This is a genomic window from Schumannella luteola, assembly GCF_013408685.1.
GTDB lineage: Bacteria > Actinomycetota > Actinomycetes > Actinomycetales > Microbacteriaceae > Schumannella > Schumannella luteola.
The window spans coordinates 1,389,966-1,403,101 of sequence record NZ_JACBZY010000001.1 but is presented as its reverse complement, the minus strand read 5'-3'; the positions used below and the strand labels follow the sequence as shown (position 1 = coordinate 1,403,101).

4 protein-coding genes are annotated in these 13,136 nt (G+C 74.3%); all 4 read right to left on the bottom strand.

Annotated features, from left to right (window positions below; all coding sequences use genetic code 11):
* Nucleotide 1: 1 nt before the first annotated feature.
* The gene (locus BJ979_RS06230; protein ID WP_246286995.1) at nucleotides 2-436 is read right to left on the bottom strand and encodes a helix-turn-helix transcriptional regulator; all 435 of its coding nucleotides are present in this window, start codon (nucleotides 434-436) and stop codon (nucleotides 2-4) included.
* 337 nt (nucleotides 437-773) lie between these two features.
* Nucleotides 774-1,373 carry a recombination mediator RecR gene (gene recR / locus BJ979_RS06225; RefSeq protein ID WP_141161861.1) on the bottom strand — a complete coding sequence of 200 codons (600 nt, stop codon included), beginning with the start codon at nucleotides 1,371-1,373 and terminating at the stop codon, nucleotides 774-776.
* Entirely contained in the window at nucleotides 1,373-4,435 is a 3,063-nt protein-coding gene (locus BJ979_RS06220) for a DNA polymerase III subunit gamma and tau (protein WP_179566220.1), read from the bottom strand. The genes recR and BJ979_RS06220 overlap by 1 nt, the downstream gene beginning before the upstream one ends.
* Nucleotides 4,436-4,701: 266 nt before the next feature.
* The gene (locus BJ979_RS06215) at nucleotides 4,702-12,843 is read right to left on the bottom strand and encodes an IPT/TIG domain-containing protein (RefSeq protein WP_179566217.1); all 8,142 of its coding nucleotides are present in this window, start codon (nucleotides 12,841-12,843) and stop codon (nucleotides 4,702-4,704) included.
* Nucleotides 12,844-13,136 lie beyond the last annotated feature (293 nt).

Genomic DNA, 13,136 nt, shown 5'->3' with positions numbered 1-13,136 from the left:
GCTACGAGGATGCGGAGGGCGGAGCGGCCAGCGGGCGCGGCAGCCGCGTCGGGCGGGCCACGGAGCGGGCGACGCAGGCCGGCATCTCCTCGAAAGGCGAGTGCGGTCGGGCGCGATACGCACTCGGCGACTCGCCCGTGATGCTCGTGAACGCCGTGCTGAAGGAGCCGAGAGAGCTGTATCCGACGGCCATACACGCCTCGGTCACGCTCGCGCCGCCGCGCAGCAGCATCATCGCCCGCTCGACGCGGCGGGTCATCAGGTAGGCGTTCGGCGTCTCGCCGTAGGCGGCGCGGAAGCGGCGCGAGAAGTGCGCCGACGACATGTGCGCGTGGCGGGCGACCGCGGCGACGTCGAGGCCGCTCGCGAACTCGCGATCCATGAGGTCGCGGGCGCGGCGCAGCGCCACCAGCTCGGCGCGACGCTCCGGCGTCAGCGCCACGGCCGCATCCTGTCGAGGCTCGAGCCACGGCCCGCGTCGACGCTCGCGGTCATGCCGACCGGGCGAGCACATGAGTTGCCCGAATCCGCGATCATCGGGATCCGGCACGCCGCGGAAGTGGGCAACTCGGGATCACCAGCCGGCGAGTCGCCCAGTTCGGCCGGGTTCGGCGCACGGAACCCGACCGAAGTGGGCAACTCGGGCAGGTTCCGGGCGCCAGGGAAGGGCAGAACAGGGTGCGCACGCAGGCCAGAGCCCGCGTGCGCAACGGGGCGCGCGGGCGGCACGGGAATCGAACGCACGGGAGTCGAGCGCACGCGCATCCGCCCGGTCAGTGCTCGACGACGCGGCGGCCCTCGAAGGCGCGCCCGAGGGTGACCTCGTCGGCGTACTCGAGGTCGCCGCCGACCGGGAGCCCGGACGCGAGGCGGCTGACCCGGAGTCCCGGCTGGATGAGCAGCCGCGAGAGGTAGGTCGCGGTCGCCTCGCCCTCGAGGTTCGGGTCGGTCGCGATGATGACCTCGGTGACGGTGCCGTCGGCGAGGCGCTGCACGAGCTGGGTGATGCGCAGCTGATCGGGGCCGATGCCGTCGATCGGGCTGATGGCGCCGCCGAGCACGTGGTACAGCCCGCGGAACTCGCGGGTGCGCTCGATCGCGACGACGTCCTTCGCCTCCTCGACCACGCAGATCACGCTCGGAACGCGACGCGGGTCACGGCAGATCGAGCACAGCTCGCCCTCGGCGACGTTGCCGCACTGCTGGCAGAAGCGCACCTTGTCGCGTACCTCGGCGAGCACCTCCGACAGACGCGTCGGGTCGTAGCTCTCGGTCTGCACGATGTGGAAGGCGATGCGCTGCGCCGACTTCGGGCCGACGCCGGGCAGGCGGCCGAGCTCGTCGATCAGCTCCTGGACGATCCCCTCGTACATCAGAAGTCATCCCCGCGCGGCGGCTCGGCCACGGGCTTCACCGTCGGGGCGATCGTGTGCTCTTCGATGAAGGTCGCGCCCAGGATCTCGCGCACGACGGCCTCGCCGTAGCGCTGACCGGTGGGCGCGCCGGGGCGACGCGGCGCCGTGGGCGCCTGACGGGCTGGCCGCGGCGCGGCGGCCGTCGTCGGCGCGGCGGTCGACGGCGCGGAGGCGGATGCGGAGCTGCGTCCGGCGGGACGCCCGCCCTCGTCGGGCGGCGGCGGTGCGTCGTAGTCCGGCGGGGCATCTTCGTCGCGCGGCTCGGGCTCGGAGGCCGGGGAGCTGCTCGACCCCGCACCGGACGCGTCGGCGGCACCCGAGCCCCCGCGCGCGGGGACCGTGCCGACGGCGGGACCGGGACCGGCCTTCGGCCCACCGCGCAGCGCGGACGCGGGCCGGATCGAGTCGGGCAGCGACGACAGGTCGACGGCGGGGCCATCGAACGACGCCCCCGAGTCGAGGCCGGGCGCGGCCCAGCCGTCGGCGTCCTTGCCGCCCACGATGGGCTCGATCTCGGGGTCGGCCGCGTCGGGCTGCGCGGCAGCCGGCTGGGCGGTCGGGTCGGAGTCGGGGATGCGCGCGACATTCCAGCCGCCCGGCGACGCGGGTGCGGCAGGGGCGGCCGATGCGGAGGGCGTCGACGCCGAGCCCGACGAGCTCGCGGGGGCTGACGACCGCGAACGGGAATCCGCGCCGCGCGGCCCGGCGCCACCGGCGGTCGACGTCGAGGACGCGGAGCCGGATGCCGACCCCGACGCCGCGGGGCGGCTGTCCGAGCTCGGCCCACCGGTCGGCGCCGACGATCCGCCGGCGTCGGCGTTCGAGGGAGCCGCGGCGGGGTCGCCGGCAGTGCCGGCCGGGCGCCCGGCGCCGGTCGGCCCGGCGCCGCCCTGCCCGGGTCCGCCCTGCCCGCCGGTGCCGCCCTGACCCGGGCCGCCGCGGCGGACGAGGAACTTCACCCGGATGCCGAGCACCTGCTGGATCGCTGCGCGCAGCTGCTCGCTCGGCGTCTCGAGCGCGGCCTGCGCGCTGCCCTTGAAGCCCTCGGAGTCCTTCTCGCTCGGGAAGCTCAGCACGAGCACGTCGCCGTTCAGGTCGAGCACGGTCGCGGTGAGCACGACCATCCAGGCCTGGCGCCGCGACTTCTGCACGACCTCGAGCACCTCGGGCCAGGCGTCGCGCAGCTGCTGCACGGTGACCGGTCCGACCGGCGCCGGCGCCTCGGGTCGCTCGGCCCGACGCGGCTCGGAGGTCGGCACGGCGGTCTCGGCCGGCAGCTCGGGCGCGCGCGGTGCGGCGGCGTCGCGCTCAGCGCCGTCGCCGGACTGCGCGCCGGCTGCGGCGTCGGCGGATGACGTGGATGCGGGGGCCGCGTCGCGCGAGCCGGGTGCGGCCGACGACGCCTCGGCGGCGACACCATCGCCCGGCGAACCGGCGGCGGACGCCCCGTCGACGGAGTCGGCGGGAGCGCTCGGCGCCGACGAGACCGGCTGGGACGAGCCCGGAGCCGACGAGACGGGAGCCGACGAGCTCGAGCCGGTCGACGACGATGCCGCAGCGCCCTGCCCTGACACGCCCTGCCCCGAAGCCCCCTGCCCCGAAGGATTCTGACCGGCCGCGGCGGCGGCTGCGGCCGCGGCGGCGGCTGCGGCCGCGGCGGCCGCCTTCGCGCGCGGCGATGCGGCGCGCATCGCCGCGATCCCGGTGAGACCTGACTCCGTGGGCGGAACGTCGCCCGTTGAACCCGTCGAACCCGACCAACCGGCCGAGCCCGACGCGGATCCCGCGCCTGAGTCGGATCCTGCGCCCGAACCCGACACCGGCGCCGCGCCCGAGGCGCCCGACCCGGTCGCATCCTGGATGCCGACCCGGCGCTCGAGCCGCTCGACGCGCGCCAGCGCGCCGCGCTCGGTCGCATCGGCGGCGGGCACGAGCAGGCGGGCGAGCAGCAGCTCGAGGTGCAGGCGCGGCGAGGTGGCGCCCGACATCTCGGTCAGCGCGCTGTTGGCGATGTCGGCGGCGCGCGACAGGGCCGCGGTGCCGAAGGCCCCGGCCTGACGGCCCATGTGCTCGAGCTCGTCGGCGGGAACACCGCGTAGCACGGCCGCGGCGCCCTCGCGGGTCGCGGCGACGACGATGAGATCGCGCAGGCGCTCGAGCAGGTCCTCGACGAAGCGGCGCGGATCCTGGCCGGTCTGGATGACGCGGTCGACCCCGGCGAAGGCGCCCGGCGCGTCGGCGACGGCCAGCGCATCCACGATCTCGTCGAGCAGGGCGCCGTGGGTGAAGCCGAGCAGCGCGACCGCGCGCTCGTACTGCACGAGGGCGCCCTCGCTGCCGGCGATGAGCTGGTCGAGCAGCGACAGGGTGTCGCGCACCGAACCACCGCCGGCGCGCACGACGAGCGGCAGCACGCCCGGCTGAACCTCGACGCCCTCGCTCTCGCAGAGCTGCTGCAGGTAGTCGAGCATCGTCGCGGGCGGCACCAGCCGGAAGGGGTAGTGGTGCGTGCGCGAGCGGATCGTGCCGATGACCTTCTCGGGCTCGGTCGTGGCGAAGATGAACTTGACGTGCTCCGGCGGCTCTTCGACGAGCTTGAGCAGGGCGTTGAATCCCGCGCTCGTGACCATGTGGGCCTCGTCGAGGATGAAGATCTTGAAGCGGTCGCGGGCCGGTGCGAAGGCGGCGCGGTCGCGCAGGTCGCGGGCGTCGTCGACGCCGTTGTGGCTGGCCGCGTCGATCTCGATCACGTCGAGCGATCCGCCGCCGCCGCGCGCGAGCTCGACGCAGCTCGGGCAGACGCCGCAGGGGGTGTCGGTGGGGCCCTCGACGCAGTTGAGGCAGCGGGCGAGGATGCGCGCGCTCGTGGTCTTGCCGCAGCCGCGCGGGCCGCTGAAGAGATAGGCGTGGTTGACCCGGTCGGTGCGCAGGGCGGTGCGCAGCGGATCGGTCACCTGCGACTGTCCGATCAGCTCGGCGAAGTTCTCCGGTCGGTACCGGCGATACAGGGCTGTGACCACCCGCACAGACTACCCGCGACCACCGACGCCGACCGGCCCGGAGGAGGGCCGCATCCACCCCCGCGCGCGTCGCGCCGAGCAGCCGCCGAGACCGCGCAGACGACCGACGCGGACGACCGCTGAAAGAGGGGATGCGATCGTCCGCGCCGGAGGTTCTGTTCAGGTGTGCGGGAGAGAGAGCTTCTGGGCCGAGCCGCTGATCGGGAACCCGATCGAACGGACCCGGGCGAAGCGGGGGAGCCCACCCGAAGGGCTCCCCCGCCCGGTCACCGGCGGGCGAACCGCCGGCGGCGTGCACCGTGGAGGAGGAGGGCTGCACCCGCGAACAGCATCGCGAGAGCCCCGAATACCCACCGACCTCCATCGGTGCCGGTGGCCGCGAGGCCACCGCTTCCGGCGGCGCTGGACGACGGACCCGAACCGTCGCCCGGCGTGCCGGGGTCTGCTGCCGCGACGTAGGTCATCGTCCAGGGGAGCGAGCCTCCCGTCGCGGTCAGGATGCGCACCTGCACGTCGCCGGGGGCGTGCGGCGGGGCGATGACCTCGATCGTGTTGTCGTCGATGACGGTGAAGCCCGAGCCGAGCACGCCGTCGAAGGTGACACCGGTCGCGTTGGCGAAGTTGCGCCCGAAGATGCGGATGCGCACGCCGCCGGTGGGCAGGGTGTCGTGGCTGACGTCGGTGACCACCGGGTCGTCGGCGCCGACGTAGCCGAATCCGTCGTCGAGGGTCACGTCGCCCTTCGGGTTGCGGATGAGGATGCGCACGTTGCCGGGCGCGTGCCCGGGCGTCGTGACCGTGACGGTGTTGTCGTCGACGACCGTGACGTCGGTGCCCGGCGTTCCGCCGAACTCGACGTCGGTGGTGCCGGTGAGGCCCTCGCCGCCGAGGGTGACGCTGGTGCCGCCCTCCGCCGGTCCGGCGTTCGGCGTGACGGTGCCGACGCTGGGGGCGACCCCGGCGAAGGTGAAGCCGCCGACGCTGGTGAGCGTCACGGTCGGCAGCGTCACGACCACGTCGGCGGCGCCGGGCGCGTGGGCCGGGCTGACGACGGTGACGGTGTCGGCATCCACGACGGTGAGGCCGGTGGCGGGCGTCCCGCCGATGGTCACCGCGGTGGCGGAGCCGACGCCGGGGCCGCTGATCGTGACGACGGTGCCGCCGTCGGCCGGTCCGGCGTTCGGCGAGACCGACTGGATGCTCGGCGCGGTCGCGAGGTAGGTGAAGCCGCCGGGCACGGTCGGGTTGCCGTTCGGGTGCTGCACGAGCACCGGGACGCTGCCGGCCGCGTGGGCGGGCGCCGCCACCGTGATGGTGGTGTCGTTCACGATCGTGAACGAGCCGCCGGGGGCGCCGTCGAAGGTGACGCCGGTCGCTCCGGCGAAGCCGGTTCCGGTGATCGTGACGGTGGTGCCGCCCGCGGTGCCGCCGCTGGTGGGCGTCATCGAGCTCGCGGTCGGCGGCACCGGGGCTCCGGTGTAGGTGAAGCCGCCGGTCGAGGTGAGCGTCGTGCTCGGCAGGGTGACGACCACATCCACGGCTCCGGCGGCGTGCGCCGGGGCGGTGACGGTGATCGAGTCGGCGCCGTTCGACACGAGGCCGGTGCCGGCCGTGCCGCCGAAGCTCACGCCGGTCGCCGCGCCGAGGCCCGGTCCGGTGATCGTGACCTCGGTTCCGCCCGCGGCGGGGCCGCTGGTCGGCGCGATCGTCTGGATGGAGGCGGGCGGCGCCGTGTAGGTGAAGCCGCCGGGCACGGTCGCGTCGCCGTTCGGGTGCCGCACGACGACCGCCGCGGTGCCGGCGGTGCCGGCGGGCGTGGTCACCGTGATCGTCGTGTCGTTCGTCACGACGAAGGAGGTGCCCGCGGTGCCGCCGAAGGTGACCCCGGTGGCGCCGGTGAAGCCGGTGCCGTGCACGACGACCGTGGTGCCGCCGACCGTGGCGCCGCTGCTCGGGTCGAGCCCGGTGGCGGTGGGCGCGGTCGGGGCGCCGGTGTAGGTGAAGCCGCCCGTCGAGGTCAGCGGGCCGCTCGGCAGGGTGACGACCACATCCACCGCTCCGGCGGAGTGCGCCGGCGTGGTGACGCTGAGGCTGTTCTCGTCGCCGTCGGCGCCGGGGGTGAGGTCGGTGCCGGGGATGCCGCCGAAGGTCACGTTCGTGGCGGCGGCGATGCCGGGGCCGGTGATCGTGACGGTGGTTCCGCCGGCGGCGGGGCCGTTGTCGGGCGTGATCGCGGTGATCGACGGGGCGGTGCCGGTGTAGGTGAATCCGCCGGGCACGGTCGCGTTCCCGTTCGGGTGCTGCACGACGACCGCGGCGTTCCCCGCGGCGCCGGCGGGCGAGGTGACGACGATCGTGGTGTCGTTCGTCACCGAGAACGAGGTGCCGGTCGCGCCGCCGAAGGTCACTCCGGTCGCGCCCGTGAAGCCGGTTCCGGTGATCGTCGTCGTCGTGCCGCCCGCGGTGCTGCCGGTGGCCGGGTCGATCGCGCTCGCCGTCGGGGCGGTCGGCGCACCCGTGTAGGTGAAGCCGCCCGTCGTGGTGAGCGTGGCCGTCGGCAGAGTGACCGTCACATCCACCGCTCCGGCGGAGTGCGCCGGGGTGTGCGCGGTGATCGTGTCCGCGTCGACGCGCGTCAGCTGCGTTCCGGCGAGCCCGCCGAAGGTGACGCCGGTCGCGTCGCCGAGGCCGGATCCGCTCAGCGTCACCGTGGTGTCGCCGGCGGCCGGTCCGCTGTTCGGCGTGATCGAGTCGATCGAGGCCGGCGGGGCGACGTAGGTGAAGGTGCCCGGAACGGCGACGTTCCCGTTCGGGTGCTGCACCTCGAGGGCGACGCCACCGGCGGCGTGCGCCGGGCTGGTGACGGTGACCGTCGTGTCGTTCACGACCGTGACCGGCTGCACGACGCCGTCGATCGCGACGCCGGTCGTGCCGGTGAGGCCGGTTCCGGTGATCGTGATCGTCGTGCCGCCCGCGGTCGTGCCGCTGACCGGCGTGAGGCCGCTCGCAGTCGGCGGCACGGGCGTGCCGCCGGTGTAGGTGAAGCCGTTCGTCGACGTGAGCGAGCCGCTCGGCAGGGTGACGACCACATCCACCGCTCCGGCCGCGTGGGCCGGCGTGGCGACGCTGATGCTGTCGTCGCTGATGCGGGTCACGGTGCCGGCGTCGGCGCCGCCGAAGCTGACCGCGGTCGCCGCGCCGAGGCCCGGGCCGCTGATCGTCACGGTGGTGCCGCCGGCCGCATCGCCCGCGTTCGGGTCGATGGACTGGATCGACGGCGGGATGGCTGTGAAGGTGAAGGGATCCGCGAGGGTCACGTCGCCGTTCGGGTGCTGCACGACGACCGGCACGTTGCCGGCGGCGTGCGCCGGGGTCGTGACCGTGATGCTGGTGCCGTCGGGGCTGACCGTGAACCCGACGCCGGCGGTGCCGTCGAACGTGACCCCGGTCGAGCCGGTGAAGCCCGAGCCGTCGATCGTGACGGTCGTGCCGCCCGCGGCCGAGCCGGTGTTCGGCGTGAGGCCGTTCGCGGTCGGCGGGGCCGTGCTGATGAAGGAGTACGCGCCCGCCAGCGTGCTGTCGCCCGCCGGGTGCTGCACGACCACGTCGACGGTGCCGGCGACGTGCGCCGGGGTGGTCGCGGTGATGTGCTCGGCGTCGACGACGGTGACGTTCGTCGCCGCGGTGCCGCCGATCGTCACCCCGGTCGCGCCGGTGAAGCCGGTGCCGGTGATCGTGACCGTCTGCTGGCCGGTGTCGGGGCCGGATGCGGGAGTCACGCTCGCCGCCGCGGCCGGCGGCAGGTAGGTGAAGGCGCCCGCGCTCGTGGCGCCGCCGAAGGGCGTGGTGACGACGACATCCACCGCACCCGAGGCGTGCGCCGGGGCGACCGCGGTGATCTGGGTGTCGCTGTCGACCGTGAAGCTCGTCGCGGCCACGCCGCCGAAGCTGACGGCGCCCGCGTCGGTGAGGTTCGAGCCGATGATCGTGACGCTCGTGCCGCCGGCGATCGGGCCGCTCGCCGGGGTCAGGCCGGTGATGGCCGGGCCGGGCCGGAAGCTGTAGCCGTTCGTCTGGGTGACGGTTCCGCCGGGGGCGGTGACCGCGACATCCACCGCGCCGGCGGCGTGCGCCGGGGTGACGGCGGTGATCTGGGTGTCGCTGTCGACCGTGTAGCTCGTCGCCGGGGTTCCGCCGAAGGTGACGGCGTCAGCGCCGGTCGTGCCGGTGAAGCCGGTGCCGGTGATCGTCACGCTCGTGCCGCCGCCGGTCGGACCCGAGAGCGGCGCGATGCCGCCGATCGTCGGCTGCGGGGCCGGCTGCAGGAAGGTGAAGCCGCCGGTGAGCGGGGCCGAGGTGCCGCCGGGCGTCGTCACGGTCACGTTCACCGCGCCCGCCGCGTGGGCCGGGGTGGTGACGTCGATCGTGTCGGCGTCGACGCGGGTGATCCCGGTGCCGGCGCTGCCGCCGAAGGAGACCGCGGAGGCGTCGCCGAGGGCCGTGCCGGTGATGCGCACCACGTCGCCGCCGGCGGTCGAGCCGGTGTTCGGCGTGATCGAGCCGATGACCGGGGTCGCGACCGTGTAGGTGAAGGTGATCGGCGCCGAGGCTCCGTCGGGGTGCTGCACCACCACGGGCACGCCGCCGGCCGCGTGAGCGGGCGAGGCGACCGTGATCTGGGTGTCGCTGACGATCGTGAACGCGGTGCCCGCGTCGCCGCCGAAGGTCACGCCGGTGGCGCCGCTGAAGCCGGTGCCGGTGATCGTGACGTTCGTGCCGCCCGCGGTCGGGCCGGTGGCCGGGGCCAGGTTCGACGTGGTCGGCGCCTGCGGGTCGCGGAACAGGAATCCGTCGGCGATGGTGACGTCGCCGGCCGGGTCGCGCAGCACGAGGTTCACCGACCCGGCGGCGTGCGCCGGGCTGGTGACCACGATCTGCGTGGGCGACTGGCTCGTGATCGTGCCCGCGGTCGTGCCGAACTGCACGGCGGTGACGCCGTCGAGGTCGGTTCCGGTGATCGTGACGGCGGTGCCGCCGGCGGTCGGGCCGGTGACCGGCGTGTGCGCGGTCACGACGGGCGCACCGTCGGGGATGAAGGTGAACGAGCGGGTGACGTCGCCGCCGGGCGCCTGCACGACCAGGTCGACCGCGCCCGGCGCGTGCGCCGGCGTCGTGACCGTCACCTGGGTCGGGGTGACGACGAGGCCGGTTCCGGCGGTGCCGCCGAAGGTCACTCCGGTCGTGCCGCCGAGGTCGGTGCCGGTGATCGTGACGACGGTGCCGCCGAGCTGCGTTCCGCTGGCCGGCGAGACGGTGGTCACGTTCGGCACGGCCGGCGGCTGGAAGGTGAAGCCGCCCGCCAGCGTCGCGGCGCCGCTCGGGTGCTGCACCACCACATCCACCGGTCCGGCGGCGTGCGCCGGGGTGGTGACGGTGATCTGGGTGGGCGAGACGACAGTGAACGCGGTTCCGGCGGTGCCGTCGAAGGTCACGCCGGTCGCGCCGGTGAAGCCGGTGCCGGTGATGGTCGTGGCCGTGCCGCCGGCGGTCGGTCCGACGACCGGGTCGATCGAGGCCGCGGTCGGCGCGGGCGGCGGTGTGTAGGTGTAGCCGCCGTCGATCGTCGTGTCGCCGTTGGGGTGCTGGATGACGATGCTCACCTGGCCGGGCGTGCGGGCCGCGGTCGTGGCGCGCAACGCCGTGTCGCTGATGATCTGCACGCCGGTGGCGGGCACGCCGCCGAACTGCACGCCGGTGGTGCCGGTGAATCCGGTTCCGGTGAAGAGCACCGTGGTGCCGCCGGTGCTCGGGCCCTGCTGCGGGGTGTAGCTCGTCACGGCCGGCTTCTGCGGGGCGACGTAGCTGTAGGCGCCGGGGGCGGTGGCGTCGCCGCCGACCGCGGCGGTGCCGTGCACGACCACGTCGGCCGGACCGGCGGTGCCGGCCGGGGTCGTCGCCGTGATGCGGGTGTCGCTGACGACGGTGACGTTCGTGGCCGGGGCGCCGCCGATGTCGACGCCGGTCGCGCCGGTGAAGGCGCGGCCGTCGATCGTGATCGGGGTGCCGCCCGCGGCGGGGCCGGAGGTCGGCGTCACGGTCGTGATCGCGATGACCGGGTCGTAGACGTAGGGGCTGGTGCCCGAGGTGCCCGCCGGAGTGGTGACGGCGACGCCGACGGTCGCCGCGGTGTGCGGCGGCGTGGTCGCGGTGATCTGCGTGCCGGCCGCGTTCACGGTGACGGCGGTCGCGGGGATGCCGTCGAAGGTGACCGCGGTCGTGCCGGTCGCGCCCAGGTTGGTGCCGGCGATCGTGACGACGGTGCCGCCGGTCTCCGGGCCGTGGCCGGGCGTGATGCTCGCGATGGCCGGCGCGAGGGGCAGCGGGTTCGCGTAGGTGAAGCCGCCGGGCAGGGTCGCCGTGGTGCCGCACGGGGCGGCGCTGGTGACGCCCACATCCACCGTTCCCGCCGCGTGGGCGGGCGTGGTGACGGTGAGCTGCTGGGCCGAGTCGCGGCTGACGATCGTGCCGGCGGTGCCGCCGAAGGTCACGCCGGTGACGGTGTCGAGGCACGAGCCAGTGAGGATCACGGTGGTGCCGCCCGCGAGCGGACCGGTGTTCGGCACGGCCGCGGTCAGCGCCAGCGCCGGCACGTAGGTGAAGGTCCCGGGCTGCGACGGCCCGGCCGCGGTCGTGACGACGACCGGCACCGCCCCTGCCGCGTGGAACGGGGTCTTCACGGTGATCTGCGTGTCGGTGACCGACTGGATGATGCCGGGCGTGCCGCCGAAGGTCACGCCGGTGGCTCCGGTGAATCCGGCGCCGGTCAGGGTGACGACGGTGCCGCCGGCCTCCGGCCCGCTGGACGGACTGATCCCGTCGACGCGGGGCGCGACCGCCTTGGCGTTGCCGTCGACCGCCTGGCCGACCTCGCCGTTCGCGAGGTTGAGGGTGAGCACATCCCCGCCCCCGGCGGAGAAGTTGAGCAGACGCAGCTGCAGCGCGGTCTCGCTGAACGGCCGGCCCGCCTGCGCGGGCGAGGGACTCTGCACGTTGGCCCGCAGCGACAGCACCGTGTTGAGCAGGCTCAGGACCGGCTGCAGCGTGTTCGTCACCGGGGTGATGAGCAGCGGACGCAGCGCGGTGATCGCGGTGCCGACGCTCGCGGTGGTCTGCGTCAGCAGGGTGCCGAGCGTGCCGGTGAGCAGGCCGACGACCGTGCCGACCGAGAGGGTGAGGCCGACGGCGTTCACCTTGACCGCGGTCGGGGCGAAGGTTCCGTCGAGCAGCTGGCCGAGCGGCGCCGCCACGTTGACCGTGATCGCCGGGCTGCCGAGAACTGCGAGCTGCACGTTGAGGTTCACGGCGGCCGAGCGGATCGCGGTCACCAGGTTCGCCTGCAGCTGGTCGACCGCCGAGCCGACGAGCGAGAGCACGGATCCCGAGATCGCCTGCAGCGCGGCGGCCGAGAGCACCTCGGTGTTCGGGTCGAGGCCGTTGAGGCCGCCGTTGATCTTCGACAGGTCGGCCGAGATCTCGCCGGTCGTGAGGTTGATGCTGACGCTGCCGTCGGCCGTGGTGAGCGTCTGCGGCAGGGTGACCGACGTCAGGTCGACCGTGATCGAGGAGTTGTTGGTCGCGGCCGGTGTCGTGATCAGGTTGCCGGCGACCGAGAGCAGGCCGCGCAGGCTGTTCTGGGTGTTCGTCAGCAGCGTGCCTGCGCCGGTCGTGAGCTGGCCCTGCACGGTGGTCTGCAGCGCGCTGACGCGCGGCGTGACGATGCCGTTGAGGCTCTTCAGCGTGTTGCTGGTGAGGCGCAGCTTGCCGCCGGCGATCTCGTACTTGCCGACCGGCGTGCCGCCCTGGGTGCTCGAGGCGCTCGCGCTGAGGGCGCCGAGGTCGAGGTGCGCATCCGCCAGCTCGCCGGTGAGCTGAGCCCCGAGGATGTCGTGCAGGTCGAAGGTGAGGTTGCCGGGCACCTGGCTGGGGGGAACGGTGCCGACGCCGATCACGCCGTCGTTGCCGACGAGACCGGAGGCGCCGATCGAGCTGGCGTCCGGGTCGGACTTCGCATAGGAGGAGAGCGCGCCGGCGTTCGTCAGGTGCACCGGGATGCCGAGGTTGCCCGGCAGCGCGATGTTGAACCCGTTCAGCACCGAGGCGTTGAGGTTGTGCCGGTCGATCTGCGTCGCCGTCGTCCCCAGGTTCTGCGTCGCCGAGGTGTTGAGCGCGCCGTCGATGGCGCTCACCAGCGACCCCGAGAGGAAGGTGCCGCTCGCGCTGGAGCGGTCGCCGGGACTGGCGCTGCTCGGGGCGATGCCGACGAGGAAGACCCCCGTCATCACCGCCGCGACGAGAGCCAGCCCCCGGCTCCCCCACGTGCTGAACTTCTCGGCGCGCGTACGCGCCATCGTCATTTCCCCCATGTCACACATCCCCGTGTCCTGATCCGACTAGACGGAGAGCGAACTCGGGTGGTTGGTCCGGGTTTCGGGTTCCCCGTCGGGTGACTGACATTCAGATTACGCGGGCAGTGCTCGTTTTCAACCCCCCATCGGACTCATCCGGGCATCCCCCAGGCGCCGCGAGGCGGTCGGAAACGGGCACACGGGGGCACCAAACGGACATCGTCCGGTCGAAAACAGACTCGGCTCCCTGAAAACGCGGGCGAGGTAGCCCAGGATGCCGGGACACCGCGGCGGAC

Bases quoted from the DNA above. Each gene is read 5' to 3' on its own strand.
- recR (WP_141161861.1), bottom strand. From the start codon at position 1,373: ATGTACGAGGGGATCGTCCAGGAGCTGATCGACGAGCTCGGCCGCCTG.
- BJ979_RS06215 (WP_179566217.1), bottom strand. From the start codon at position 12,843: ATGGCGCGTACGCGCGCCGAGAAGTTCAGCACGTGGGGGAGCCGGGGG.